Origin of the sequence: Flavobacterium artemisiae (genome assembly GCF_042678225.1) — a bacterium.
Classification (GTDB): domain Bacteria; phylum Bacteroidota; class Bacteroidia; order Flavobacteriales; family Flavobacteriaceae; genus Flavobacterium; species Flavobacterium artemisiae.
The window spans coordinates 106,299-132,987 of sequence record NZ_JBHUDZ010000002.1 but is presented as its reverse complement, the minus strand read 5'-3'; the positions used below and the strand labels follow the sequence as shown (position 1 = coordinate 132,987).

Genomic DNA, 26,689 nt, shown 5'->3' with positions numbered 1-26,689 from the left:
TATAGTACAATAAGTCTAGGAAATCAATACAGTTTCCCGCAATAACGACAAAACAATCGACAACTTACTCCTAATCAGCCTGTAAAAATTTACTTTATAAAAAAACAGAAGAAAATTTTCCAAAAGGTTATTTTTCTTCTGCTTTTTTGCAAGTTATTTATATTTTATTTTAAGTACACAGCCCAAAGATTCTAATACGAGTGTGTAATAATTATGGGATACTTCCTGAACGGTTGCATTCTGTTTGGCAAATACTCCAGATTCTAATGTAATTTTGTCTCCTGCTTTAATGGGGGAAACGGAAATTTCACTTATGTTGTCAGCTTTTAGATTTATTTTAATATTTTCAATTTCTACATCTTTAACAATGGCAGGTTTTCCTAACCAAAATAAATATCTAACTGCTCCTGCAACTTCAAAAACCTTATTTCGATCTATATCTTCTAAATGAACAAATACATATGAATTAAAAAGAGGCACCTCAATTTTTTTCTTTCTATCCGACCACTGCTTTATCTGGAACATCAAAGGACAATAGCATTCAATTCCTATTTGATTTAGTTTTTCGGCAACCTTCTTTTCCCATTTCGGTTTTGTGTAAACCACATACCAATTCATAACTTTTCGTTTAAAATTGAATTAAAACTTTTCTGAGCTACTTTTTGAATAAGAGCCAAAATCTTAAAATTATATCTTATGATCCTATTCTACTGTAAACAAATCCAATTGCTTCTAATTCTTTCGAATTCAAAATATTTCTTCCGTCAAAAACAAATGCTGGTTTGTGCATAGAATCATAGATTTTTTTCCAATCATAATTCGTAAATTCATCCCATTCTGTTAAAACAGCAACAGCATGAGCTCCTTGACAAGCCTCATAAGCATTATCAAACGCATTCAAATACTCTTTATTATCTAAACTTGTTCTTGTTTCTAAATAATCTAGATCATTTAACATTTTATTTTTTGATACTTTCGGATCATAAACCGCAATTTTAGCTTGTTCGTTTATTAAATCATCAGCAACATAGATAGCTGCAGATTCTCTAGTGTCGTTTGTATCTTTTTTGAAAGCCCAGCCTAAAAAAGCAATTTTTTTATCAGCCACTGTATTATATAATGTTTGAACAATCTTATTAGAAAATCTTCTTTTCTGATGATCATTCATTATAATCACCTGTTCCCAATAATCAGCAACTTCATTTAAACCGTATGTTTTCGCAATGTACACCAGATTTAAAATATCTTTCTGAAAACAAGAACCTCCAAAACCAACAGAAGCTTTAAGAAACTTAGGCCCTATTCGACTGTCCATTCCAATCGCTTTAGCCACTTCATTAACGTCTGCACCCGTTTTTTCACATAATTCCGACATGGCATTTATTGAAGAAATTCTTTGTGCTAAAAATGCGTTAGCAGTTAATTTAGAAAGTTCTGAAGACCAAACATTCGTTGTTAAAATTCTATCTTTACTTACCCAATTTGCATAAACATCAACTAAAGAATTTATCGCTTCTTCTCCCTCTGGAGTTGTATCACCTCCAATTAAAATTCGGTCCGGATTAAGCAAATCTGTAACAGCAGTTCCCTCAGCTAAAAATTCCGGATTTGACAATATTTGAAATTGAACTCCATTTCCAGTATTATCCAAAATACTTTTAATTGCTTCTGCAGTTCTTACGGGCAAAGTCGATTTTTCGACTACAATTTTATTTTGTTTCGCTACTCTAGCAATTTGTCTAGCACATAATTCTATATATTTTAAATCAGCTGCCATCCCTTTACCTTTTCCGTAAGTTTTAGTTGGCGTATTTACTGATATAAAAATCATTTCTGCTTCATCTATTGCTTTATCAACTTCTGTTGAAAAAAACAAATTTCGACCACGAGCTTCCGATACTATTTGGGATAATCCTGGTTCGTAAATTGGGATATTATCTGTATTCGGATCATTCCAATCTTTGATTCTTTGTTCATTCAAATCAACGACTGTTACCTGAATGTGTGGGCATTTTTGAGCTATAACAGCCATCGTTGGACCTCCAACATAACCAGCACCTATACAGCAAATCTTTGTAATTTTCATTTATATAACTATTATCTTGATCGTTTAAATTTTATTATTTTAAGTTTTCCCAATACCAGCTAATCGCTTCTTTTAATCCATCTTGTAACGAATATTTAGGATCGTACCCCAGATTGGCTTTAGCTTTTTCTATCGATGCTAATGAATGTGGAATATCTCCTGCTCTATTTTCTCCATAAATCACGGATATATCTGCTATTTTTGAATCGAATTCAGACAAATATCTTTTAAGATATCCAACCAAATCATTCAAAGTATTTCGATCGCCAAAAGCCGTATTATAAACTGTATTAACTGCCTCTTTATTTTGAGATGTCATGGCCAGTTCATTCATTTGGATCACATTATCAATATAAGTAAAATCACGAGAATAGTTTCCATCGCCATTTATAATCGGGCTTTCGTGTTTTATCAATTGTGAAATAAACTTAGGAATTACAGCTGCATAAGCTCCGTTTGGATCTTGTTTTCTTCCAAACACGTTAAAATATCGTAATCCGATTGTTTCTATACCATATGCATTACTAAAAATTTCTGCATAAAGTTCGTTCACATATTTTGTAATCGCATAAGGAGACAGTGGTTTACCAATGATATCTTCTACTTTTGGCAGACCTTGAGAATCACCATATGTAGAAGAACTTGCAGCATATATAAAACGTTTTACTTTAGCATCTCTTGCAGCAACCAGCATATTTAAAAAACCAGAAACATTTACCTCATTCGTGGTTATAGGATCATTTATAGATCTCGGAACAGACCCTAATGCGGCTTGATGCAAAACAAAATCTACACCATCTGCTGCATTATTACAATCTGAAATATTTCTTATATCTCCCTCAATCAATTTAAAATTTGGATGATTAATAAAATTATTCAGATTATGACGATGTCCAGTTGAAAAATTGTCTAAACAAATTACTTTATATCCTTTTTGCAGAAAGTATTCACATAAATTTGAACCTATGAAACCTGCGCCACCAGTAATTAAAATTGTATTTTCTGCTTCACTCATAACATTTAATCTTTTCTAAATTTACTAAGAAGAGTTTTCCAAAAGCCCGTTTTCACTTCTTCTTCATGATAACCATTTGCATAAGCTCCATAACCATAACCGTAAGTTGCGCCATATTTTGCTTTATTCTGATAACCATTTAGAACAATACTTGCGTTATTCAATTCACCTCTTTTAACCCTGTTATTTAACAACGTTATCATGTCTTTTTTAGTGTAATTCTGCCTCACAATATACAATGTCACATCAGCAAATTGAACCAATTCTAATGCATCTGCAACCAAACCAACTGGAGGAGTATCTAATATGATGTAATCGTATTTTTGTTTAAGCTCATTAACCAATTCAGCCATAGCATCACTCAAGATCAACTCAGAAGGATTTGGGGGAATTGGCCCAGAAAGAATTACATCTAAATTAGGTATTGGAGTGCTATTCGTAATTTCTTTTAAACTATTTTGTCTAATTAAATAATTTACAACTCCTAAAGGTGTAGTTAAATTAAATTCATCTGCCAACCTTGGCTTTCTTAAATCTAGACCAACAATTACAGTTTTCTTTTCACTTAATGCAAATACAGTTGCAATATTTATTGAACAAAATGTCTTTCCTTCGCCACTAATAGAAGAAGTTATCATTAATGTTTTGGAACCACTCAATTGTTGTTTTTTATATAAAAACTGAAGAGAAGAACGTATTCCTCTAAATGCCTCTGAAAGAGCCGATTTAGGCTTATCAAATACGGCTAGACTTACTACGTCTTTGTTTACACCAACAACGCCAATAATTGGTATTTGCGTTAATTTGGAAATATCATCTGAGTTTTGAATCGAATTATTTATAAAAAATATTCCAAAAACAAATAAAAGCGGAATAAGTATTCCTAAAAACAATGCCATAACATAATTAACAGATGTTTTTGGACCAATTAATCCTGCTCCTACATCTTTTGCTGGATCAATAAAATGAATATCTGATAAATTAGAAGCTTTTACGATTTCTGCTTCATTTCTTTTTTTCAAAAATTCACTGTAAATATTATCATTTAAATCATACTTTCTTTTGATCTTCAAAAGTTCTTGCTGTTCTTGAGGTAATTTTCTAACTGCACTTTCGGCTTGACCAATCTTAGAGTTAACTAATGATAAATCGTATAATAACGAAGATTTTGCAGAAGCAATATTTTCTAAAAGAACATTTTTAACGGCAACCATCTGATTATCAAAATCCCTGAATATCTTTTCACTTTTTACAGCATAAGCCATTTCTGATCTTTGAGTAGATAGAGCTATCAGTTTACTAACATTGCTCACAATATTAGGATCTTCTATTCCAGCTACAGAAGGAGCAGGTAATCTTGAATAATCATTGCTGTTATTTAAATATGCTTTTAATGAATTATAATAGGCTATTTTTCTTGTTACCTTATCTTTTTCAACATCAAAGCTCATTATTCTATCTGATGCTCCAGCACCACCTTGCTCAATTTCATAGATGTTTTTATCTTTTTGAAATGATTTTAATTCATTCCCTGTCTGTTTTAACTGAGATTCCATTGCAACTAAAGTACTGTCAATAAATTGAATAGTATTGGTAGCAAATTGATTTTTACCATCAAGCTGTATTTTTATTAGCATTTTTACAGTCGAGTTTAAATAATCAACCATTCTTGCTTTATTGGTTCCCTGCATAGACAAGGTCAATATTGAACCACCACCTTTATCTCCATCAACATTCAATCCTTTATATTTTGAAACTGTTTCATCAAAATCATTGAATCTCACAAAATATTCTTTTCCAATGTAAATACCTGGATTATCATTAATCTGCAATTTCCAATTCAAAAAAGGCATTATTACACGTTCTCCAACTTTAAATCTTTTTGTAAAGTTTGTCGGCACAACCGAAACAGATGTATAGGCATTAGTACTATACGTTATCGTCGGAACCGAACTATTTTCAAACAGCACCTGAATTTGATATTCATTTGCAGTTAAAAACTTTATTCCAATTAATGTATTTGCAAGCTGCGGTTTAGTTTTATCTATTTCAAGATAAAAAGGAACCTGACCATAAGAGTCAATAAGGTTATATTTTCCTTGTTCAAGATAATCGATATAAAATTGCAGTTTATCAACCACCCTTTCATTGTGAGATCTAGATTGTAAAATAGTAGATATGCCATTTACTTGATCTGATATTCCACCCCAATTAAATACTAAACTAGTATTTGAAGTAAAAAAGGGATTGCTTTCCTCCTTTATAGAAACAACAGTCTGCATCGTGTAAATTTTCTCTTTACGAATGTTTACTTGATACGCAATAGTGAATGTTATAATTAAACTTATTAAAAACCATTTCCAATAGCTGAGAATTTTTAATAAAAAGCCTTTAAAATCAAAATTGGAATGATTTTCAAAAATCGAGAAATCTTTTATATCTAACATCTTTTAAATCTTCTTTAGTTTTTGATAATTAGATATACCGTTGTTGCCAAGGACAACAGCGTAATGATTGTTCCAATGGACTGAATTCCTGTTTGTCCTGTCCCCCAAGTTTTCTGTCTTAAAGGTTTCACATAGATATAATCGTTTGGCTGTAGATTATAGAACGGTGATTTCATTACATCAACATCTGTTAAGTCTAACTCTTGCATTTGTACTCCAGTTGGATTCTGGCGAATAACTGTTACCGCTCGCCTATTTCCCACGGTAGTAATATCCCCAGCATTAGCTATAGCTTCCATAATATTTACATGTTCTTTAAATAACATTTTAGTACCTGTACTACCTACTTCGCCATTAATTGTATACCTAAAGCCTCCTAATTTGACTGTGACAAAAAGATTTGCTTCACTTTTAAAATATTCCTCTAATAATTTTTTTTCAATTTTAATACGAACTTCTTCTAAAGTATATCCGATAACATTTATTTCACCTAAAATCGGCATTCTGATATTTCCGTGATCATCAACTGTAAAACCATCAAAGTAAAGTGTAGATTCAGATTTAGCCGTCGTAGAAGAACCATTTTCTGATGTATTAAAAATCGAAACCAATTTAGGATCAATCGCTTTTATATTAATACTAATAATATCATTTACCTGTAATCTGTAAGGTTTTAAATCAACTTCTTTTATATTATTTTGTTCACTTGAGGTGCTTTTATCCTGCAGATATACCAATTCTTTCAGGGGAATACAAGAAGTAAATAACGTACTAATTAATAGTAAGATATAAATGCTTTTTTTTGTCATCAGTTTAAATTTGTCGCAAATATAGCTTTTCCTTTAATTTTCAGGAAATCTAAGTTTAATTTGGGGATGGTTAATTATTTTTAAATGTCTTTTCAAATGGAATTCGATGTAGAATACTTCGTCCTAGAGTAATCTCATCAGCATATTCAAGTTCGTCGCCAACAGAGATTCCTCTCGCAATTGTTGAAATTATAATATCCTTGTCTGCAATTTGTTTATAAATGTAGAAATTAGTAGTATCTCCTTCCATAGTTGAACTTAAAGCAAAAATAATCTCATCAACCTTTCCTGCTTTTACTTTTTCAACTAAACTGAAAATCATCAATTGACTGGGACCAACTCCTTCAATGGGAGAAATTTTACCTCCTAATACGTGATAGATTCCTTTATATTGCCCCGTATTTTCAATTGCCATTACATCTCGAATATCTTCAACAACACAAATCGTTCTATGATTTCTGTTATCATTAGCGCAAATTTCACAGACTTTAGTATCCGAAATATTATGACAACTTTCACAAAATTTAATATCTTCTCTCATTGCTAAAAGCGCCTGAGACAAAAAAGCAGTTTGTTCTTTAGGTTGTTTCAGTAAATGAAGTACCAAACGCAATGCCGTACGCTTACCAATACCTGGAAGCTGAGAGATTTCGCCTACTGCTTTTTCTATTAATTTTGATGAAAATTCCATGACGACAAAAATAACACTTTAAAGTTTCTTTATAACCTTAATTACTTTACTATTATTTAGTTTCAAATTAAGATTTCTTCAAACCTCAAAAGAGTTTTAGTTTTTAAATCAATATTGATTTGTAGCCAATAAAACTAAGGTACAAGCCACTTCAACTTCAATATCATTCAATTCTAATAATTGATACAGTTCTGGATTTTCAGTTCCTGGATTAAACACCACTCTTTTTGGATGAGCTTCTACGATATAATTGTAATAATCTCGTTGACGTGAAGGGTTTAAGTAAAGCGTAATAGTATCTATATTTTTAACTGGAATCGCCTTAGTTTGAATTTTTACTCCTGCTACTTCTCCCGTTTTCTGACCTACTGCTAAAACAGAATGCCCTTTCCCAACCAACATATTTACAGCTCTATATGAATAACGTTCTGGATTTGTAGATGCTCCAAGAACTAATGTTTTCTTATTTTTCATTTTTTCGATTTAAAATACAAAAGTAATCAAAAAGAATGAGTCTTAATTTTATTTACTGCTGTCGATAAATTAATATTTAAAAATTAATGCAGTAACACAAACCAGCTTTCAAATGTTAAAAAAAAGAGTACTTTTACTTTACTAACCCAATTTATATGGAATTATTCATTTACTTATTTGCCGCTTTATTTTCAGTTCTTAATCCAATTGGCACTGTACCAATTTTTGTGGGTTTAACGCAGCATGATTCTAAGAAAGAAAGATCTAGAATTTCTCTCTGGACAGCTATTAACGTTTTTATCATTTTATTGGTTTCTTATTTTATTGGCCAATACGTATTATCTTTCTTCGGGATCAGTATTGATGCCTTAAGAATTGCGGGAGGAATTGTAATCGTAAATTCTGGTTTTTCTCTACTTTCTGGTAAATTCAATAAAAAACGAGGAATTAATAAAAAGATAGAAAATGAAGCACAGCAGCGAAATGATATTGCTCTTACACCTCTTGCAATTCCAATGCTTGCAGGTCCTGGATCGATGTCGCTTTTAATTGCTTTTTATCAAGAGCATCATCAGTTAAACGAAATTATCATTTCTACCCTAGCAATTCTTGCTATAGCAATTGCGATTTTTGCTATTTTAAAAAGCGCTCATTATTTAGCCCGAATACTAGGAGCATCTGGAATTGTTGCTATTTCTAGAATTGTTGGCTTTATTGTTATTTCGATAGGTATTCAATATATCGTAAGTTCGATCGTAAATATCATCAAAGGAAACTTGATGTAATCAAGTTATTTTTAAACATAAAAAAGGATAAAACTCAATATCTTATCCTTTTTTTATAAAGTTCTTTATTAATTTCTTGGAAGAAAAACTTCTGCCATCATGCATCTGGCACTTCCTCCTCCGCATGCTTCAATAGTATCTAAACTTGAACTTAGAATTTCGGCATGTTTTTCTAATTGCTCAATTTGTTTTGAAGTCAGACTTTGGTGAGCAGAAGCACTCATAACGATATAACGTTTATCATCATTCCCTCTAATTTCTAACATATTACCTGCAAAATTATTAACCTGCGCTTCTGTAATTAAGATTACTTCCTTATTATCTGCTTTTAGGTTATCCAAAACCATTTTGCGTTCTTTTTTGTCATCAATGCAATCGGCACAAATAACTGCAAAGGTTTCTCCTAAACACATCATCACATTCGTGTGATAAATTAGTTTACGTTCGCCGTCAACAGTTTGAAAAGCTTCAAAAATTACTGGTGCATAATCAAAGTCTTCACAGAATTCTATAAAAAGCTCTTCATCTGCTCGTGGAGATAATGCGCAATAGGCTTTTCCGTTTGCACGATCAAGAAGCAAGCTTCCAGTCCCTTCTAAGAAAATACCATCTTCTTCTGCAGAAGTATAATCCATGATATTTGTAATTTCAAATCCTTTTTCTTCTAAAGTATCTAAAATATCTTCACGGCGCTCTTGACGTCTATTCTTCGCAAACATCGGATATAATGCTACATCCCCATTTTCATGAAATGAAACCCAGTTGTTTGGAAAAATACTATCCGGAGTATCCATTTCTAAAGTATCTTCAATTACGGTTACATCAACACCAACTGCTCTCAATTTATCTACGAAAGTATCAAATTCTTGCTGCGCTTTGGCATTAACCGTACTTGGCAAAAGTCCGTCTAACACTTTTTGGTAATAATTATTTACAGCCGTCTGCTCATTCATTCTAAAAGCAACTGGCCGAATCATTACGATTGAATTTGTTGTCTGTTTCATGTTTTTTATTTTTTTATTTCAAGTTTGCGTCGACTGTTCAACCAAAGCTTTCGAGCGAGATTTCAAGTTGTCGCAACTTGAAACCTGAAACCTGAAACTTTTTTTAATCTCTAATTAATGGCAATGTTGAACATCTCAACAAACCTTCTTGTTTAGCAATTTCAGCATATGGAATTTCTTCAACCGTAAAACCATTTTCACGAAGCCAGTTATTCAATCTTGTAAAATTCTTTTCAGAAACCACTACATTTTCATCAATAGAAAACACATTCGAAAACATATTATACATTTCGTTTCTTTCGATATGAAATAAATTTTCTTTTCCAAAAAGATTTACCAAATACAAATAGTCAGCTTCTTCGCGGAAACCTCTTTTATAAATAATTCCTTTATCTTTTCCGACAGGTTGAAAACAGCAATCCAAATGCAGAGCATTATCTCTAGCTTCCAATTTTGATTTTACTAAATCAAATTCTTTAACTATTTTATTTGGGAATAATGATTTGATATAATTTACCCCCTGCATGTTTGTGCGCGCAGTAATATAACCTTTGTAATCACTTCCTTTATAAGTTCCTATAAAAATATGGTCATTCCAAAGCATTACATCACCGCCTTCAATGTGAACTTCTTCAGGTGGACGAACTACTTTCAAAGGATCCATTTGGTCAATTACATATTGAATAGCGTCTAACTCTCTTTCTCGATCAGGCAAAATATTTGATTTCACAAAAGTATCATCAATTACAAAACCAATATCTCTTGCAAAAATCTGATTGTAGTTTTCAATCATTTCCGGACGATAAACAGTTACATCATATTTCTGGAAAACAGCAGTAAAAGCATCCATTTCAGCAACCATATCTTTCTCTACGGGATAAGTTCCCGCTTTAATATGTTCCAATGATTTAGGATCATAAGCTTCCTCAATTGTTGGAGTCGGCCCATTATGAACAGCAGAACCCAAAACAACAGCACGAAGCCTAGATGTTTCGTTCTTTACATTTAATTGCAACATAACCTTAATATATTTTGAGCAAATATAAAAAAAGCTTCACAGTTAAGTGAAGCTTTCATTTTTTTTATTTGTTAGACTTAAATTCTCTAAGCGGATGCCCAGTGTAAATCTGTCTTGGTCTACCAATTGGTTCTTTATTTTCACGCATTTCTTTCCATTGCGCAATCCAACCAGGTAATCTTCCTATAGCGAACATAACCGTAAACATATCGGTTGGAATACCTAAAGCTCTGTAGATAATTCCAGAATAGAAATCTACGTTTGGATATAAGTTTCTTGATTTGAAATAATCATCTTCAAGAGCAGCTGTTTCTAATTTTCTAGCAATATCTAAGATTGGATCTTCAACACCTAACGTTTCTAATACCTCTGTTGCTGCTTTTTTGATAATTTTTGCTCTTGGATCGAAGTTTTTGTAAACTCTGTGTCCGAATCCCATTAAACGGAATGGATCATTTTTATCTTTTGCTTTTGCTAAGAATTTATCTGTATCACCACCATCTTTATTAATTTCTTCTAACATTTCAAGCACCGCTTGGTTAGCACCTCCATGAAGAGGCCCCCAAAGAGCAGAAACACCAGCAGAAACTGACGCAAATAAACCTGCATGAGAAGAACCAACCATTCTTACTGTAGAAGTAGAACAGTTTTGTTCGTGATCAGCATGAAGGATAAATAATTTATCTAAAGCATTTACGATTACTGGATTTGCAGCGTAAGGTCCTGTAGGCAATTTGAACATTAATTGCATAAAGCTTTCTACATATCCTTTTGTATTATCATAATAATTTAAAGGATAACCCATAGATTTTCTGTAAGTCCAAGTAGCAATTACAAGGAATTTAGCCATTGTTTTACAAATAGCCTCATACATTTCTTTTTGATTATCAACATTTACTGCTTTAGGATTAAATGCTGTCAAAGCACTTGTCAAAGCAGATAAAACTCCCATTGGGTGAGCTGTTTTTGGAAAACCATCGATGATATTTTTCATTTCTTCGTTTACCAAAGAATGTTTTTTAATACCATTTTCAAAATCTTCTAATTGTGCAGCAGTAGGTAATTCTCCAAAAATCAAAAGATAAGAAACTTCTAAGAAGCTAGCTTTTTCTGCTAGATCTTCGATTGAATATCCTCTGTAACGTAAAATTCCTTCTTCTCCATCAAGAAAAGTGATCTCACTAGTACAAGATCCTGAGTTTTTGTAACCTGGATCAATTGTAATAACACCTGTTAAATCACGTAATTTGTTAATATCGATAGCCGATTCATTTTCACTTCCTGTGATTACTGGAAGTTCAATTTTTTTACCGTCTATTTCTAATGTAGCTATTTTTGACATAATATATGAGAAATAATTCTTTAAATAATAATTTACCAAATCTAATAAATTTAAGACTAACTAAAAAAAGAATCCTGCTATGAATTTGTTAAAAGTCCAAAAAAAAACCATTCATTAAAAAATGAATGGTTTATCTTAATATAACTCTTATGATTATTTAATCTTGAAAGCATTTAAACCAGGGAAATAAGCAGTACTTCCTAGTTCTTCCTCAATTCTTAATAATTGGTTGTATTTTGCCATACGGTCTGAACGAGAAGCAGAACCTGTTTTAATTTGACCACAGTTTAAAGCGACAGCTAGATCTGCAATTGTATTATCTTCAGTTTCTCCAGAACGGTGAGACATTACAGAAGTATATCCAGCATTTTTAGCCATGTTTACAGCTGCAATAGTTTCAGTTAGAGTACCAATTTGGTTAACTTTTACTAAGATTGAGTTAGCAATTCCTTTTTGAATTCCAGTAGATAAGCGCTCAACATTAGTAACAAACAAATCATCACCAACTAATTGTACTTTATCTCCGATTTTATCAGTTAAAGCTTTCCATCCATCCCAGTCATCTTCGTACATACCATCTTCGATAGAAATGATTGGATATTTAGCAGCAAGTTCAGCTAAATAATCAGCTTGCTCTTCAGAAGTTCTGATTTTTCCAGTTTCACCTTCAAATTTAGTGTAATCGTATTTTCCGTTTACATAAAACTCAGAAGCAGCACAGTCAAGAGCGATCATAATTTCGTCACCGAAAGAATATCCAGCTTTCTCAACAGCTAATTTTATAGTATCTAAAGCATCTTCAGTACCACCAGCTAAGTTTGGAGCAAAACCTCCTTCATCACCAACAGCTGTACTTAAACCTCTATCGTGTAAAACTTTTTTCAAGCTGTGGAAAATCTCAGTTCCCATTTGCATAGAATGTGTAAAAGAAGTTGCTTTTACAGGGAAAATCATAAATTCTTGGAATGCAATAGGTGCATCAGAGTGAGAACCACCGTTGATGATATTCATCATCGGAACTGGTAATGTATTTGCAGAAACACCACCAACGTATCTGTATAATGGCAATCCAAGTTCGTTAGCAGCAGCTTTTGCAGCAGCCAAAGAAACTCCTAAAATTGCGTTAGCTCCTAATTTAGATTTGTTTGGAGTTCCATCCAAATCAATCATTAATTGGTCAATTGTGTTTTGTTCAAAAACAGAAGTTCCAACTAATTCTTCAGCAATAACAGTATTTACATTATTCACTGCATTCAAAACACCTTTACCTAGGTAAGCTTTACCTCCATCACGTAATTCAACAGCTTCGTGCTCTCCAGTTGATGCTCCAGATGGAACCGCAGCTCTACCTAAAACTCCATTTTCAGTTACTACATCTACTTCAATAGTAGGATTACCTCTAGAATCAAGAATTTGTCTTGCGTGAACTTTAATTATAATACTCATTATTTTTGTTTTTTATTAATAAATTATATTTTTTTTTCGAAAGTATAAAAATATTTAATACTAAAAACTCATTTTAGTCATTAAGCATCTTTATTTATTAACTACATCGTTTTAGACTTTGCTAGTTTTTATATTCTCCACAAATTGATCAAATAAATAAGAAGAATCGTGTGGTCCAGGACTAGCTTCGGGATGGTATTGTACTGAAAAACAATTCTTATTTTTCATTCTCATTCCAGCTACAGTATCATCATTTAAATGTATGTGAGTTAGTTCTAATTCTGGATGACCTTCTAAAGCTTCTCTTTTTACAGCAAAACCATGATTTTGAGAAGTGATTTCTCCTTTACCAGTAATAAGGTTTTTCACAGGGTGATTAATTCCTCTATGGCCACCAAACATTTTATATGTCTTAACACCATTTGCAAGAGCAATTACCTGATGCCCCAAGCAAATTCCGAATAAAGGCTTATCTTCAGCAATAATTTTTTCAGCCACTTCAATAGCCCCATAAAGTGGATCTGGATCCCCCGGTCCATTTGACAAGAAATAACCATCTGGATTAAATGCCGTCAAATCTTCGTATGTTGAATCGTATGGGAAAACTTTAATATAACAATCTCTTTTAGCAAGATTTCGTAAGATATTCTTTTTAATACCTAAATCTAATGCTGAGATTTTGTATGTAGCATTCTCATCACCCACAAAGTATGGTTCTTTAGTAGACACTTTAGATGCCAATTCCAAACCTTCCATATCAGGAACATTTGCTAATTCTTTCTTTAAATCTTCAATAGAAGTTCCATCAGTACATATAACCGCATTCATAGCACCGTTGTCTCTAATATAGCTTACTAAAGCACGCGTATCAACATCAGAAATACAGATTAAGTTCTGTTTTGCAAAATAATCTTCTAAGCTTCCTGAGGCACCTTCACGTGAATAATTAAAGCTGAAATTTTTACAAACTAAACCAGCAATTTTCACGCTTTCAGATTCAACTTCTAAATCATTAATACCATAATTCCCAATATGTGGATTTGTAGTAACCATGATTTGACCAAAATAAGAAGGATCAGTAAAGATCTCTTGATAGCCAGTCATTCCAGTATTAAAACAAACTTCACCAAAAGTTTTACCGCTGATACCAATAGATTTTCCGTGAAAGATTGTTCCATCACTAAGTAATAAAATGGCGCTCTGTCGTGTTGTGTATTTCATTATTTAATTTGTATTGTTTTTTTATCGTCTTAAATCCAAAAGGACATTAAGTGTAATTAGATATTTTGCAAATTTAATTCTTTAAAAGAGTGTGTCCAAGATTTTTTAAAACTTTCATTCATAAAAATAAAACCACTCAATTCAAATAAGTTAGATTTCTCTAACCTCCAAAAAAATCAAAAAAAAAGGATAAACTAAAAATTAGTCTATCCTTTATTTTTATAGAATGATTACTCTCATAATTATTCAGAAGCTTCAGTAGTCGTTTCTGTTTCAGAAGCAGGAGCTTCTGGAGCAGCAGTTTCAGCTTTTTTAGCTTTACCTCCACGACGGCTTTTCGCTTTTTTAACTTCTTTTTTACCTCCGTTGTAAAGTTCATTGAAGTCAACAAGTTCGATCATTGCCATATCAGCATTATCTCCCAAACGATTTCCAACTTTAATGATACGAGTGTATCCACCTGGACGGTCTCCAACTTTAGCAGCTACATCTCTGAACAAATCTGTTACAGCATATTTACTACGTAAGTAAGCAAAAACAATACGACGGTTGTGAGTCGTATCTTCTTTTGATTTTGTAATTAAAGGCTCAACGAATTGTTTAAGCGCTTTAGCTTTAGCAACAGTAGTGTTAATACGTTTGTGCTCAATAAGAGAACAAGCCATATTAGCCAACATAGCTTTTCTATGTCCAGTTTGTCTGCTTAAGTGGTTGAATTTTTTTCCGTGTCTCATGACGTGTTTTTTTTATCTTCATCTTGCTACAATCCACTATGGAGAGCAAAATATGAAGTAAATTATTCTTTATCTAATTTGTATTTAGCTAAATCCATTCCGAAAGTTAAATTCTTCACTGCAACAAGTTCATCAAGTTCAGTTAAAGATTTTTTACCGAAATTACGGAATTTCATTAGGTCATTTTTATTGAACGATACTAAATCACCAAGTGTATCAACTTCAGCCGCTTTCAAGCAATTTAATGCTCTCACAGATAAATCCATATCAACAAGCTTAGTTTTAAGCAATTGTCTCATATGCAATGACTCTTCATCATACGATTCTGTTTGTGCAATTTCGTCAGCCTCAAGTGTAATTCTTTCATCAGAGAACAACATGAAATGGTGAATTAAAACTTTAGCAGCTTCAGTAAGAGCATCTTTTGGATTGATAGATCCATCAGTTTTGATTTCAAAAACTAATTTTTCGTAATCTGTTTTTTGCTCTACACGGAAATTTTCGATTGCATATTTTACATTTTTTACCGGAGTAAAAATAGAATCTGTAAAAATTGTTCCAATTGCAGCATTCTGTTTTTTGTTCTCTTCAGCAGGAACGTATCCTCTACCTTTTTCGATAGTTAAATCGAAGTTCAATTTGATTTTAGAATCTAAATTACAGATAACAAGGTCTGGATTCAGAACTTGGAAACCTGAGATAAATTTTTGAAAATCACCTGCTGTCAATTGGTCTTTACCAGAAACAGAAATAGTAACTGATTCATTATCGATATCTTCAATCTGACGTTTGAAACGTACTTGTTTAAGATTAAGGATAATTTCTGTAACGTCCTCAACAACACCTGAAATAGTAGAAAACTCATGATCTACACCTTCGATACGAACAGATGTAATTGCATAACCTTCTAACGCTGAAAGCAAAACTCTTCTAAGTGCATTACCAACTGTCAATCCATAACCAGGTTCTAAAGGTCTAAATTCGAATTTACCTTCAAAATCGGTTGAATCGATCATGATAACTTTATCGGGCTTTTGAAAATTAAATATTGCCATAAATTTCGACTAAGTCAATTATTATTTGTTGTACAACTCTACGATTAATTGTTCTTTAATGTTTTCTGGAATTTGAAGTCTTGCAGGTACAGAAACAAAAGTTCCTTCTTTAAGATCATTGTTCCAAGTAATCCATTCATAAACATGACTTGAATTTGATAAAGAACGTTCGATAGCTTCTAAAGATTTAGATTTTTCACGAACTGCAACTTTATCACCAGGCTTAAGGTGGTAAGAAGGAATATTAACAACTTCTCCATTTACAGTAATGTGTCTGTGAGAAACGATTTGACGCGCACCTCTTCTAGAGGGAGCAATTCCCATTCTAAAAACAACATTATCTAATCTTGCTTCGCATAATTGTAATAAAACTTCACCAGTAACTCCTTTAGTTGCTGATGCTTTTTCGAATAAATTTCTGAATTGTTTTTCTAAAATTCCATAAGAATATTTAGCTTTTTGCTTTTCCATTAACTGAACAGCGTACTCAGATTTTTTTCCTCTTTTTTTAGCCATCCCGTGTTGTCCAGGTGGGTAATTTCTTTTTTCGAAAGATTTATCATCTCCGAAGATTGCCTCGCCAAATTTACGAGCGATTTTGGTTTTAGGACCAGTATATCTTGCCATTTTAAAAAAAATTTAAGGTAGAAATTATGAATTCAGGTCTAATCCTTCGATAATCTATGTTCTACCTTGTTTATACTATAAATAATAAAAATTAAACTCTACGTCTTTTTGGAGGACGACATCCGTTGTGAGGCATTGGAGTAACATCAATGATTTCTGTAACTTCAATTCCACCGTTATGAATAGAACGGATAGCAGACTCACGTCCGTTTCCTGGTCCTTTTACATAAACTTTTACTTTTTTAAGTCCTGCCTCTAGTGCAACTTTTGCACAATCTTCTGCTGCCATTTGAGCCGCGTACGGAGTGTTCTTTTTAGAACCTCTGAAACCCATTTTACCAGCTGAAGACCAAGAAATAACTTCACCTTTTTTATTAGTCAAAGAAATGATAATGTTATTGAAAGTGGCAGAAATATGAGCCTCACCCGTTGATTCAACGATAACTTTACGTTTTTTTGCAGTTGCTTTAGCCATATTACTTATTATTTAGTTGCTTTTTTCTTGTTAGCAACAGTTTTTCTTTTACCTTTTCTTGTTCTAGAGTTGTTTTTAGTTCTTTGTCCTCTTAATGGAAGACCAGATCTGTGACGAATACCTCTGTAACAACCAATATCCATTAAACGTTTAATGTTTAAAGAAATTTCAGAACGTAATTCTCCTTCAATTTTGTAAAATGAAACAGCCTCACGAATTGCTCCGATTTCGTCGTCATTCCAATCTTGAACTTTTTTATCTTGGCTTACTTGAGCTTTTTCTAAAATCTCAATAGCTCTACTTTTTCCTAATCCGAAGATATAGGTAAGTGCAATAACACCTCTTTTGTTTTTTGGGATATCTACCCCTGCTATTCTTGCCATAATTATCCTTGTCTTTGTTTAAATCTAGGATTCTTTTTGTTTATTACGTACAATCTCCCTTTTCTACGCACGATAATACACTCGGCGCTTCTCTTTTTTACTGATGCTCTAACTTTCATATTGAATATCCTTTAATATCGATAAGTAATTCTTGCTTTTGACAAATCATAAGGACTCATTTCTAGTTTCACTTTATCACCAGGTAATAATTTGATGTAATGCATTCGCATTTTACCAGAAATATGAGCAATTACAATATGTCCATTTTCTAACTCTACACGGAACATTGCATTAGATAATGCTTCAATGATTGATCCGTCTTGTTCTATTGCTGATTGTTTTGCCATAAATATATTAAGCTACTGCTTTTCTATTTTTACCAGTCTTCATTAAACCATCATAATGTTTGTTTAACAAGTATGAATTGATTTGTTGAATAGTATCTATTGCAACTCCAACCATAATTATTAATGAGGTACCTCCAAAAAACATCGCCCAAGATTGTTGTACATCCATAATACTTACAACAATAGCTGGGAACACAGCAATCAAAGCAAGGAATAAAGATCCTGGGAAAGTTATTAAAGACATCACTTTATCTAAGAATTCAGAAGTTTCAGCTCCTGGTCTTACACCTGGAATAAAACCACCGCTTCTTTTTAAATCATCGGCCATCTTGTTAGTAGGTACAGTGATTGCAGTGTAAAAGAATGTAAATACAATAATTAAAGTTGCAAAGACAAAATTATACCAGAAACCAAACATATTACTAAATGCTCCAACAATCGATTGTGATGCATCTGATTTAGACAATCCAGCTACAGCAGCTGGTATAAACATAATTGCCTGAGCAAAAATGATCGGCATAACCCCAGAAGCATTAAGCTTAAGAGGAATCCATTGTCTATTACCACCAGCCAAATCTTGCTCATAGTCTCCAGTTGTTGTACGACGAGCGTATTGAACCGGAATTCTACGTACTGCCATAGTAAGCAATACACAAGAAATGATCACTAATAACCACACAATAATTTCAATAACTAATAACATTGGACCTCCATTGTTATTGGTAACTCTCGTTGTAAACTCTTGAATAAAAGCTTGTGGTAAACGAGCAAGGATACCAACCATAATTAATAATGAAATTCCGTTACCAATACCTTTATCTGTAATTTTTTCTCCAAGCCACATAGCAAAAATTGTACCTGTAACTAGAATAATAACAGACGAAAACAAAAATTCTGGCGAATTAAAGCCCAGTAAAAATGCATTACTAGGCAATGTTTTGTATAAATTATAGATATAAGTTGGACCTTGAACCAGTGTAATAGCTATAGTCAACCAACGAGTGATTTGATTAATCTTTTTTCTACCACTTTCTCCATCATTTTGAAGTTTTTGTAAATATGGAATCGCAATTCCCATTAACTGAACAACAATAGACGCAGAAATATAAGGCATGATACCTAAAGCAAAAACTGAAGCTTTAGAGAAAGCACCCCCTGTGAACATGTCTAGAATAGATCCTAGACCATTTTTAGTTTGTCCCGCTAAACCAGTCAATTGCGTTGCATCAATTCCAGGAAGCGTAACGTGTGCTCCAAAACGATATACTAAAAGTAACCCTAATGTAATTAAGATTCTATTTTTCAGTTCTTCGATTTTCCAAACATTACTTATTGATTCAATAAATTTCTTCATCTTAATAGATAAGTTATATAGTTACAGCTTCTCCACCAGCAGCTTCAATAGCCGCTTTTGCAGTAGCAGTAAATTTGTGGGCAGTTACTTTTAATTTTGCTTTCAATTCTCCTCTACCTAAAATCTTAACGATTTCATTTTTAGTAGCTAGACGATTTGCAACAAATTCTGTCATAGAAACAGAGTCAGTAATCAAACCATTATCTACTAACAATTGAAGAGTATCTAAATTAACACCTTCGTATTCTTTACGATTGATGTTTTTGAAACCAAACTTAGGTACACGTCTTTGAAGTGGCATCTGCCCTCCTTCAAAACCAATCTTTTTAGAATAACCAGAACGAGATTTTGCTCCTTTGTGTCCACGTGCAGCGGTACCACCTTTTCCAGAACCTTCTCCTCTACCTAATCTTTTATTTTGATTGTGCGTAGATCCTTCAGCAGGTTGTAAGTTACTTAAATTCATAACAGTATTTGTTATTTAGCTTCTTCAACAGAAACTAAGTGTTTAACTTTGTTTATCATCCCAAGGATAGCAGGATTTGACTCGTGCTCCACAACTTGTCCAATTTTACGTAGACCTAAAGCTTCCAATCCTCTCTTTTGAGAAAGAGGGCAGTTGATTTTGCTTCTTACTTGTTTTACTAATAATTTAGCCATAATTTCCTAATTAACCTTTAAAAACTTTCTCTAAAGAAACACCTCTTTGTTTTGCAACAGTATGAGCGCTTCTCATTTGCAATAAAGCATCAAAAGTTGCTTTTACTACGTTATGTGGATTTGATGATCCTTGAGATTTAGACAATACATCATGAATACCTACTGATTCAAGAACCGAACGAACAGCTCCACCAGCGATAACTCCAGTACCATGAGATGCTGGAATTAAGAATACACGTGCACCACCAAATTTACCTTTTTGTTCGTGAGGAACAGATTGTCCGTTCAAAGGAATTCTAACTAAGTTTTTCTTAGCATCTTCTACTGCTTTCGCAATTGCTTCAGAAACGTCTTTAGATTTTCCTAATCCATGACCAACTACTCCATTTTCATCACCTACAACTACAATAGCAGAAAAACCGAAAGCTCTACCACCTTTTGTAACTTTAGTAACACGATTAACACTAACTAGACGATCTTTAAGTTCAAGACCACTAGGTTTTACTAATTCTACATTTTTGTATTTAGACATAATATATTAGAATTTAAGTCCAGCGGCTCTTGCGCCTTCTGCTAATGATTTAATACGACCGTGATACAAATATCCACCTCTATCAAAAGTGATGGTATCAATCCCAGCTTTTAACGCTTTCTCTGCAACAAGTTTTCCAACAGCAGCAGCGATTTCAACGTTAGTACCTTTTCCTATTTCTTTTTCTCTTGAAGATGCAGCTAATATAGTAACTCCATTTACATCATCAATGATTTGAGCGTAAATTTCTTTATTACTTCTAAAAACAGAAAGTCTTGGTCTAGCAGCAGAACCACTAATCGCTTTTCTAATTCTGTATTTAATTCTCTGTCTTCTATCAGATTTTGTTAATGACATAATCTTATTTTTTAAGCTGATTTACCTGCTTTTCTTCTTAATACTTCACCCACAAATTTAACACCTTTTCCTTTATATGGCTCTGGCTTACGGAAACCTCTGATTTTCGCAGCAACTTGACCTAAAAGTTGTTTATCAAATGATGTTAATTTTACGATAGGGTTTTTACCTTTTTCAGATATTGTTTCTAAACTTACTTCAGGAGCAATTTCTAAAACAATATTGTGAGAATATCCAAGAGCTAAATCTAACTTTTGACCTTGGTTTGAAGCTCTATAACCAACTCCAACTAATTCTAGTTCTTTAGTAAAACCTTCAGATACACCAACAATCATGTTACTGATTAATGCTCTGTATAATCCGTGTTTTGCTCTTTGGTCTTTTTGATCTGACGATCTTTCAACTAAAACTTGATCGCCTTCAACTTTTACAGTTACGTCCGAAAACTCCTGAGTTAGTTGACCTTTTTTTCCTTTTACTGTAATAGTACCGTCTTTAATTTCAACGGTTACACCAGCAGTGATTGCAATTGGGCTTTTACCTATTCTTGACATCTTATCTACTGTTTAAAATTAGTATACGTAACAAATTACTTCACCACCTACATTTAATTGCTTAGCTTGTTTTCCAGTCATCAAACCTTTTGATGTAGAAACAATAGCAATTCCTAATCCGTTAAGGATTCTAGGTAATTTGGCAGCACCTGCGTACTTACGTAAACCAGGTTTACTAATTCTTTGAATATCTTTGATTACAGGCTCTTTAGTATCTTTATCGTACTTCAAAGCAATTTTGATCGAACCTTGAACAGTGTTCGTCTCAAATTTGTAACTCAAGATATAACCTTGATCAAATAAGATCTTAGTTATTTCTTTTTTTAGATTAGATGCTGGAATTTCAACAACTTTGTGGTTTGCAGCCACAGCGTTACGAACTCTAGTCAAATAATCTGCAATAGGATCTGTATACATATGTATTTGATTGCGATTATGGTTTTCGGGAAACACCCGTTTCCCGAACCTTTAATCAATTAAAAATTATTTTTTGGTTTGCAAAAGTAATAACTTATTGCGAGATTACCAAGATGCCTTTTTAACTCCAGGAATTAATCCATTATTAGCCATCTCACGGAAAGTTACACGTGAAATACCAAATTGACGAATATAACCTCTCGGTCTACCTGTTAATTTACAACGATTGTGCAAACGAACTGGTGAAGCATTTTTAGGTAATCTTTGTAGGCCTTCATAATCTCCAGCTTCTAATAAAGCTTTTCTTTTTTCAGCATACTTAGCTACCGTTTTCTCTCTTTTCACCTCACGGGCTTTCATTGATTCTTTAGCCATGTCTTAATTCTTTTTAAAAGGTAAACCTAATTCAGCCAATAATGACTTTGCCTCTTTGTCTGTTTTTGCAGTAGTAACAAAAGTAATATCCATTCCTGAAATTTTGTTTACTTTGTCAATATCAATTTCAGGGAAAATGATTTGCTCTAAAACTCCAAGATTGTAATTTCCTCTTCCGTCGAAACCTGTAGCTTTGATACCACTAAAATCTCTAACGCGCGGTAAAGCAGAAGTTATAAGTCTATCTAAAAACTCATACATTCTCTCACCACGTAAAGTTACTTTTGCTCCAATAGGCATCCCTTTTCTTAATTTGAAAGACGCAACGTCTTTCTTAGAAATTGTAGATACTGCTTTTTGTCCAGTGATCTTTGTTAACTCATCAACTGCATAGTCAATAAGTTTTTTATCAGATACAGCTGCACCAACTCCACGGCTCAAAACGATTTTTTCCAATTTAGGAACTTGCATTACGTTTGTATATCCGAATTCCTCTTTAAGAGCAGAGATTACTCTACTCTTATATTCTTCTTTTAGTCTAGGTGTATATGCCATTACTATAGTACTTGATTAGATTTTTTTGAAAATCTTACTTTCTTATCTCCTTCTACTCTAATACCTACTCTAGTTGTTTCCTTAGTTTTAGGATCAATTAAAGCAATGTTAGAAATTTGAATAGAAGCTTCTTTCTTAACGATACCACCTTGAGGGTTTTTAGCACTTGGTTTTGTATGTTTCGAAACCATGTTTACACCTTCAACTATCGCTTTATTTTTCTCACGGTAAACACGTAAAACTTTACCTTCAGCACCTTTATGGTCTCCAGCAATTACTCTTACGATATCTCCTGATTTTATTTTTAGCTTTATCATCTTAAAACGAATTAAAGCACTTCTGGTGCTAATGATACAATTTTCATGAATTGTTTTTCACGAAGTTCTCTTGCTACCGGACCAAAAACACGAGTTCCTCTCATTTCCCCTGCAGCATTCAAAAGAACACATGCATTGTCATCGAAACGGATATAAGAACCATCAGCTCTTCTCACTTCTTTTTTAGTACGCACAACAACTGCAGTTGAAACAGCTCCTTTTTTCACGTTTCCGTTTGGAGTTGCATCTTTGATAGAAACTACAATTTTGTCACCAACAGAGGCATATCTTCTTTTAGTACCTCCTAAAACACGAATAGTTAAAACTTCTTTAGCTCCCGTGTTATCTGCTACTTTTAGTCTTGATTCTTGTTGTACCATAATTATTTAGCTCTTTCTAAGATTTCAACTAATCTCCAACATTTTGTTTTACTTAAAGGACGCGTTTCGCTAATTCTTACAGTATCTCCAATGTTACAGTCGTTTTTTTCGTCGTGTGCAACATATTTCTTAGTTTTTAACACGAACTTACCGTATAATGGGTGTTTTACTTTTCTTACTTCAGCAATAACAATAGATTTATCCATTTTATTTGAAGTAACAACACCTATTCTTTCTTTTCTTAAATTTCTTTTTTCTTCCATCTTTCAGCAGAATACAATTATTGTAACTCTCTTTTAGTTAACTCTGTAGCCAATCTTGCAACTGTTCTTCTAACACTTCTAATTTGAAGTGGGTTAGCAATTGGAGAAATAGCGTGAGCCATTTTTAGGTCAGCATATACTTTCTTAGTTTGACTAAGTTTTTCTTGCAACTCCGCTGCAGAAAGATCTTTTATTTCTGATTGTTTCATAATAAATATAAATTATGCTTCGAAATCTCTAGCAACGACGAACTTAGTTTTTACTGGAAGTTTTTGAGCTGCAAGACGTAAAGCCTCTTTTGCAACTGACAATGGAACCCCTCCAACTTCAAACATAATTCTTCCTGGTTTAACAACAGCAGCCCAATACTCAACTGCTCCTTTACCTTTACCCATACGTACTTCAAGAGGTTTCTTAGTAATAGGTTTGTCTGGAAATATTTTAATCCATAATTGTCCTTCTCTCTTCATGTAACGAGTTGCAGCGATACGTGCAGCTTCGATTTGACGAGAAGTCAAGAACATTCCATCTTCATGTACAGATTTAATACCAAACATTCCATTTGAAAGTTCATGCCCTCTTTGAGAGTTACCTTTCATTTTACCTTTTTGTACCTTACGGTATTTTGTTCTTTTAGGCTGTAACATTTTTCTTTAGTTTAAAAATTTACTTTCTTTTACGAGCGTCTGGTTTTCCGCCTTTGTTAAAGTTAGATTTGCCTCTAGGAGCATCTCCACCTTTACCACCACCTGTACCAGATTGTTTTTTGTCCATTCCAGCAAGCGGAGAAAGCTCTCTCTTACCGTAAACTTCACCTTTCATGATCCATACTTTGATACCCATTCTACCGTAAGTAGTGTGAGCTTCAGCCAAAGCATAATCAATGTCAGCTCTGAAAGTTGATAGAGGAATTCTACCTTCTTTGAAACCTTCTGAACGCGCCATCTCAGCACCATTCAAACGACCAGAAATCAAAACTTTGATACCTTCAGCGTTCATACGCATAGAAGCAGCAATAGCCATTTTGATTGCACGTCTGTAAGAAATACGGCTTTCGATTTGACGAGCGATGCTTGTCGCCACAAGATAAGCATCTAACTCAGGTCTTTTAATTTCAAAGATGTTGATTTGAACCTCTTTGTCAGTAACTTTCTTAAGTTCCTCTTTTAACTTGTCTACCTCTTGTCCACCTTTACCGATAATGATACCAGGTCTAGCAGTAGTGATAGTAACGGTTACAAGCTTTAAAGTTCTCTCGATGATTACTTTAGATACACTAGCTTTTGATAAACGAGCGTGGATATACTTTCTGATTTTGTGATCCTCAGCTAATTTATCGCCGTAATCATTTCCACCATACCAGTTTGAGTCCCATCCTCTGATGATACCAAGTCTATTTCCAATTGGATTTGTCTTTTGTCCCATGCTGCTTAAGAATTGCTTTGTGTGTTATTGATAGCTCCAAGCACGATTGTAACGTGGTTAGAACGTTTTCTTATTCTGTGTGCACGACCTTGTGGAGCTGGACGAAGTCTTTTTAACATCATTCCACCATCTACTCTGATCTCTTTAACAAATAATCCAGCCTCTTCTAAATTACCTTCACTATTTTTTTGCTCCCAGTTATTGATAGCAGATAATAATAGTTTTTCTAATTTTCTTGAAGCTTCTTTAGAACTGAATCTTAAAATGTTAAGTGCTCTTTCTACCTTCTGACCTCTTACCAAGTCCGCTACTAAGCGCATTTTTCTAGGTGAAGTAGGGCAGTTATTCAATTTTGCGAAAGCAATAGACTTATTAGCCTCTTTTCTCGCATCTGCTGTTTCTCTTTTACGAACTCCCATTGCTTCTTATTTTTTACCTTTATTTTTTGCTCCAGCATGACCTCTAAAAGATCTAGTTGGTGAAAACTCTCCTAATTTGTGACCTACCATGTTTTCTGTTACGTAAACTGGTACAAATTGACGACCGTTATGAACTGCGATAGTTTGCCCAACGAAGTCTGGAGTAATCATTGAAGCTCTAGACCAAGTCTTAACAACTGCATTTTTACCACTTTCTACGTTTTCTTGAACTTTCTTGTCTAATTTATAATGAACGAAAGGTCCTTTTTTTAATGAACGTGCCATATCTTATTATTTCTTTCTACGTTCTACGATATACTTGTTACTCGGGTTTTTCTTAGAACGAGTTCTGTAACCTTTAGCTGGCAATCCGTTTCTTGAACGTGGGTGCCCTCCAGAAGAACGTCCTTCACCACCTCCCATAGGGTGATCAACTGGGTTCATCGCTACTGGTCTAGTTCTAGGTCTTCTTCCTAACCATCTTGTTCTACCTGCTTTTCCAGATACAACTAATTGGTGGTCAGAGTTAGAAACAGCTCCAATTGTAGCCGAACATGTCAACAAGATTAATCTTGTTTCACCAGATGGCATTTTAATTGTTGCATATTTCCCGTCTCTTGCCATTAACTGAGCAAAAGTTCCAGCTGAACGAGCGATAACAGCTCCTTGTCCTGGACGTAACTCAATACAAGATATAACAGTTCCAAGAGGAATTCTGCTTAAAGGTAAAGTATTACCAATCTCAGGTTGAGACTCTGGTCCAGAAACTAACTTCTGACCAACTTTCAATCCATTTTGAGCGATAATATAAGTTTTCTCCCCATCAGCATAAGCTAACAAAGCGATAAATGCAGTACGATTTGGATCGTATTCGATTGATTTCACTGTAGCCGGAATTCCGTCTTTAGTTCTTTTGAAATCAATAATACGATATCTCTGCTTGTGACCACCACCCGTATAACGCATGGTCATCTTTCCTTGACTATTTCTACCTCCAGAGTTTTTTATCGGCGCTATCAAAGAGCGTTCCGGCTTATCAGTTGTAATAGCGTCATAACCATTCACAACTCTAAATCGCTGACCTGGGGTAATAGGTTTTAATTTTCTTACTGACATTTTTCT

At 33.5% G+C, this 26,689-nt stretch carries 38 protein-coding genes; 1 reads left to right on the top strand and 37 read right to left on the bottom strand.

Annotation, left to right across the window (positions count from 1 at the left end; translation table 11 throughout):
- Positions 1–153 precede the first annotated feature (153 nt).
- From ACFSC2_RS02470 to ACFSC2_RS02440, 7 genes are all read right to left on the bottom strand, one after another.
- Positions 154–618, bottom strand: a complete 465-nt coding sequence (locus ACFSC2_RS02470; protein WP_379816028.1) for a UpxY family transcription antiterminator — start codon at positions 616–618, stop codon at positions 154–156.
- 76 nt (positions 619–694) lie between these two features.
- Positions 695–2,086, bottom strand: a complete 1,392-nt coding sequence (locus ACFSC2_RS02465) for a UDP-glucose 6-dehydrogenase (RefSeq protein ID WP_379816027.1) — start codon at positions 2,084–2,086, stop codon at positions 695–697.
- Between the two features lie 34 nt (positions 2,087–2,120).
- Positions 2,121–3,101 (bottom strand): SDR family oxidoreductase, encoded by a 981-nt coding sequence (locus ACFSC2_RS02460; protein WP_379816026.1) that lies wholly within the window; start codon positions 3,099–3,101, stop codon positions 2,121–2,123.
- A gap of 5 nt (positions 3,102–3,106) precedes the next feature.
- Positions 3,107–5,548, bottom strand: a complete 2,442-nt coding sequence (locus tag ACFSC2_RS02455; RefSeq protein ID WP_379816025.1) for a polysaccharide biosynthesis tyrosine autokinase — start codon at positions 5,546–5,548, stop codon at positions 3,107–3,109.
- Between the two features lie 14 nt (positions 5,549–5,562).
- A complete protein-coding gene (locus ACFSC2_RS02450) occupies positions 5,563–6,357 on the bottom strand; it encodes a polysaccharide biosynthesis/export family protein (RefSeq protein ID WP_379816024.1) in 795 nt (264 codons plus the stop codon).
- A 70-nt stretch (positions 6,358–6,427) separates the two neighbouring features.
- The gene (gene recR, locus ACFSC2_RS02445) at positions 6,428–7,048 is read right to left on the bottom strand and encodes a recombination mediator RecR (protein WP_379816023.1); all 621 of its coding nucleotides are present in this window, start codon (positions 7,046–7,048) and stop codon (positions 6,428–6,430) included.
- A gap of 108 nt (positions 7,049–7,156) precedes the next feature.
- Complete coding sequence (locus ACFSC2_RS02440; protein ID WP_379816022.1) at positions 7,157–7,522, bottom strand: CoA-binding protein; 366 nt, start codon at positions 7,520–7,522, stop codon at positions 7,157–7,159.
- A 155-nt stretch (positions 7,523–7,677) separates the two neighbouring features.
- Here ACFSC2_RS02440 and ACFSC2_RS02435 point away from each other — a divergent pair, with 155 nt between their 5' ends.
- Complete coding sequence (locus tag ACFSC2_RS02435; RefSeq protein WP_379816021.1) at positions 7,678–8,307, top strand: MarC family NAAT transporter; 630 nt, start codon at positions 7,678–7,680, stop codon at positions 8,305–8,307.
- 68 nt (positions 8,308–8,375) lie between these two features.
- Here the strand turns inward: ACFSC2_RS02435 and ctlX are convergent, their stop codons facing one another.
- The 30 genes from ctlX to rplB form a co-directional block, all read right to left on the bottom strand.
- Positions 8,376–9,311, bottom strand: coding sequence for a citrulline utilization hydrolase CtlX (gene ctlX, locus ACFSC2_RS02430; RefSeq protein WP_379816020.1), 936 nt, complete (start codon positions 9,309–9,311; stop codon positions 8,376–8,378).
- Between the two features lie 103 nt (positions 9,312–9,414).
- Positions 9,415–10,329 carry a dimethylarginine dimethylaminohydrolase family protein gene (locus ACFSC2_RS02425; RefSeq protein ID WP_379816019.1) on the bottom strand — a complete coding sequence of 305 codons (915 nt, stop codon included), beginning with the start codon at positions 10,327–10,329 and terminating at the stop codon, positions 9,415–9,417.
- Positions 10,330–10,393: 64 nt separating this feature from the next.
- Positions 10,394–11,671: a citrate synthase gene (locus tag ACFSC2_RS02420; protein WP_379816018.1), complete on the bottom strand. Its 1,278-nt coding sequence runs from the start codon at positions 11,669–11,671 to the stop codon at positions 10,394–10,396.
- A gap of 153 nt (positions 11,672–11,824) precedes the next feature.
- Positions 11,825–13,117: a phosphopyruvate hydratase gene (gene eno, locus ACFSC2_RS02415; RefSeq protein WP_379816016.1), complete on the bottom strand. Its 1,293-nt coding sequence runs from the start codon at positions 13,115–13,117 to the stop codon at positions 11,825–11,827.
- A 111-nt stretch (positions 13,118–13,228) separates the two neighbouring features.
- Entirely contained in the window at positions 13,229–14,338 is a 1,110-nt protein-coding gene (gene carA / locus ACFSC2_RS02410; protein ID WP_379816015.1) for a glutamine-hydrolyzing carbamoyl-phosphate synthase small subunit, read from the bottom strand.
- A 242-nt stretch (positions 14,339–14,580) separates the two neighbouring features.
- Complete coding sequence (gene rplQ, locus ACFSC2_RS02405) at positions 14,581–15,072, bottom strand: 50S ribosomal protein L17 (protein WP_379816014.1); 492 nt, start codon at positions 15,070–15,072, stop codon at positions 14,581–14,583.
- A gap of 62 nt (positions 15,073–15,134) precedes the next feature.
- Positions 15,135–16,127, bottom strand: a complete 993-nt coding sequence (locus ACFSC2_RS02400) for a DNA-directed RNA polymerase subunit alpha (protein WP_008464329.1) — start codon at positions 16,125–16,127, stop codon at positions 15,135–15,137.
- Positions 16,128–16,148: 21 nt separating this feature from the next.
- Positions 16,149–16,754, bottom strand: a complete 606-nt coding sequence (gene rpsD, locus ACFSC2_RS02395; protein WP_008464326.1) for a 30S ribosomal protein S4 — start codon at positions 16,752–16,754, stop codon at positions 16,149–16,151.
- Positions 16,755–16,845: 91 nt separating this feature from the next.
- The gene (gene rpsK / locus ACFSC2_RS02390) at positions 16,846–17,229 is read right to left on the bottom strand and encodes a 30S ribosomal protein S11 (RefSeq protein WP_026727866.1); all 384 of its coding nucleotides are present in this window, start codon (positions 17,227–17,229) and stop codon (positions 16,846–16,848) included.
- 8 nt (positions 17,230–17,237) lie between these two features.
- Positions 17,238–17,612: a 30S ribosomal protein S13 gene (gene rpsM, locus ACFSC2_RS02385; protein WP_008464322.1), complete on the bottom strand. Its 375-nt coding sequence runs from the start codon at positions 17,610–17,612 to the stop codon at positions 17,238–17,240.
- Between the two features lie 2 nt (positions 17,613–17,614).
- Positions 17,615–17,731: a type B 50S ribosomal protein L36 gene (ykgO, locus tag ACFSC2_RS02380; RefSeq protein ID WP_002987490.1), complete on the bottom strand. Its 117-nt coding sequence runs from the start codon at positions 17,729–17,731 to the stop codon at positions 17,615–17,617.
- Between the two features lie 12 nt (positions 17,732–17,743).
- Positions 17,744–17,959 carry a translation initiation factor IF-1 gene (infA, locus tag ACFSC2_RS02375; RefSeq protein ID WP_007136545.1) on the bottom strand — a complete coding sequence of 72 codons (216 nt, stop codon included), beginning with the start codon at positions 17,957–17,959 and terminating at the stop codon, positions 17,744–17,746.
- Between the two features lie 7 nt (positions 17,960–17,966).
- Positions 17,967–19,313 (bottom strand): preprotein translocase subunit SecY, encoded by a 1,347-nt coding sequence (secY, locus tag ACFSC2_RS02370; RefSeq protein WP_379816013.1) that lies wholly within the window; start codon positions 19,311–19,313, stop codon positions 17,967–17,969.
- 13 nt (positions 19,314–19,326) lie between these two features.
- Positions 19,327–19,779: a 50S ribosomal protein L15 gene (rplO, locus tag ACFSC2_RS02365; RefSeq protein ID WP_379816012.1), complete on the bottom strand. Its 453-nt coding sequence runs from the start codon at positions 19,777–19,779 to the stop codon at positions 19,327–19,329.
- Between the two features lie 11 nt (positions 19,780–19,790).
- A complete protein-coding gene (rpmD, locus tag ACFSC2_RS02360) occupies positions 19,791–19,973 on the bottom strand; it encodes a 50S ribosomal protein L30 (RefSeq protein WP_008464315.1) in 183 nt (60 codons plus the stop codon).
- 10 nt (positions 19,974–19,983) lie between these two features.
- The gene (gene rpsE, locus ACFSC2_RS02355) at positions 19,984–20,508 is read right to left on the bottom strand and encodes a 30S ribosomal protein S5 (protein ID WP_085949269.1); all 525 of its coding nucleotides are present in this window, start codon (positions 20,506–20,508) and stop codon (positions 19,984–19,986) included.
- Positions 20,509–20,511: 3 nt separating this feature from the next.
- A complete protein-coding gene (gene rplR / locus ACFSC2_RS02350) occupies positions 20,512–20,862 on the bottom strand; it encodes a 50S ribosomal protein L18 (protein ID WP_194140867.1) in 351 nt (116 codons plus the stop codon).
- An 11-nt stretch (positions 20,863–20,873) separates the two neighbouring features.
- Positions 20,874–21,416 carry a 50S ribosomal protein L6 gene (gene rplF, locus ACFSC2_RS02345; RefSeq protein ID WP_379816011.1) on the bottom strand — a complete coding sequence of 181 codons (543 nt, stop codon included), beginning with the start codon at positions 21,414–21,416 and terminating at the stop codon, positions 20,874–20,876.
- 18 nt (positions 21,417–21,434) lie between these two features.
- Entirely contained in the window at positions 21,435–21,833 is a 399-nt protein-coding gene (gene rpsH / locus ACFSC2_RS02340; protein WP_029272051.1) for a 30S ribosomal protein S8, read from the bottom strand.
- Between the two features lie 105 nt (positions 21,834–21,938).
- On the bottom strand, positions 21,939–22,208 hold the full coding sequence (rpsN, locus tag ACFSC2_RS02335; RefSeq protein WP_008464305.1) for a 30S ribosomal protein S14: 270 nt from the start codon (positions 22,206–22,208) through the stop codon (positions 21,939–21,941).
- 3 nt (positions 22,209–22,211) lie between these two features.
- A complete protein-coding gene (rplE, locus tag ACFSC2_RS02330) occupies positions 22,212–22,763 on the bottom strand; it encodes a 50S ribosomal protein L5 (RefSeq protein WP_017495015.1) in 552 nt (183 codons plus the stop codon).
- Between the two features lie 2 nt (positions 22,764–22,765).
- Positions 22,766–23,080, bottom strand: a complete 315-nt coding sequence (gene rplX / locus ACFSC2_RS02325; RefSeq protein WP_026727873.1) for a 50S ribosomal protein L24 — start codon at positions 23,078–23,080, stop codon at positions 22,766–22,768.
- An 11-nt stretch (positions 23,081–23,091) separates the two neighbouring features.
- The gene (rplN, locus tag ACFSC2_RS02320) at positions 23,092–23,460 is read right to left on the bottom strand and encodes a 50S ribosomal protein L14 (protein WP_007803649.1); all 369 of its coding nucleotides are present in this window, start codon (positions 23,458–23,460) and stop codon (positions 23,092–23,094) included.
- Positions 23,461–23,462: 2 nt separating this feature from the next.
- A complete protein-coding gene (rpsQ, locus tag ACFSC2_RS02315; protein ID WP_194140865.1) occupies positions 23,463–23,723 on the bottom strand; it encodes a 30S ribosomal protein S17 in 261 nt (86 codons plus the stop codon).
- A gap of 17 nt (positions 23,724–23,740) precedes the next feature.
- The gene (gene rpmC, locus ACFSC2_RS02310; RefSeq protein ID WP_008464297.1) at positions 23,741–23,932 is read right to left on the bottom strand and encodes a 50S ribosomal protein L29; all 192 of its coding nucleotides are present in this window, start codon (positions 23,930–23,932) and stop codon (positions 23,741–23,743) included.
- A 12-nt stretch (positions 23,933–23,944) separates the two neighbouring features.
- A complete protein-coding gene (gene rplP, locus ACFSC2_RS02305; RefSeq protein WP_017495016.1) occupies positions 23,945–24,370 on the bottom strand; it encodes a 50S ribosomal protein L16 in 426 nt (141 codons plus the stop codon).
- 19 nt (positions 24,371–24,389) lie between these two features.
- The gene (gene rpsC / locus ACFSC2_RS02300; RefSeq protein ID WP_008464292.1) at positions 24,390–25,148 is read right to left on the bottom strand and encodes a 30S ribosomal protein S3; all 759 of its coding nucleotides are present in this window, start codon (positions 25,146–25,148) and stop codon (positions 24,390–24,392) included.
- Positions 25,149–25,153: 5 nt separating this feature from the next.
- Entirely contained in the window at positions 25,154–25,567 is a 414-nt protein-coding gene (rplV, locus tag ACFSC2_RS02295) for a 50S ribosomal protein L22 (protein ID WP_007803631.1), read from the bottom strand.
- A gap of 6 nt (positions 25,568–25,573) precedes the next feature.
- Positions 25,574–25,852, bottom strand: a complete 279-nt coding sequence (rpsS, locus tag ACFSC2_RS02290; RefSeq protein ID WP_008464288.1) for a 30S ribosomal protein S19 — start codon at positions 25,850–25,852, stop codon at positions 25,574–25,576.
- A 6-nt stretch (positions 25,853–25,858) separates the two neighbouring features.
- The gene (gene rplB / locus ACFSC2_RS02285) at positions 25,859–26,683 is read right to left on the bottom strand and encodes a 50S ribosomal protein L2 (protein WP_008464287.1); all 825 of its coding nucleotides are present in this window, start codon (positions 26,681–26,683) and stop codon (positions 25,859–25,861) included.
- Positions 26,684–26,689: the final 6 nt, after the last annotated feature.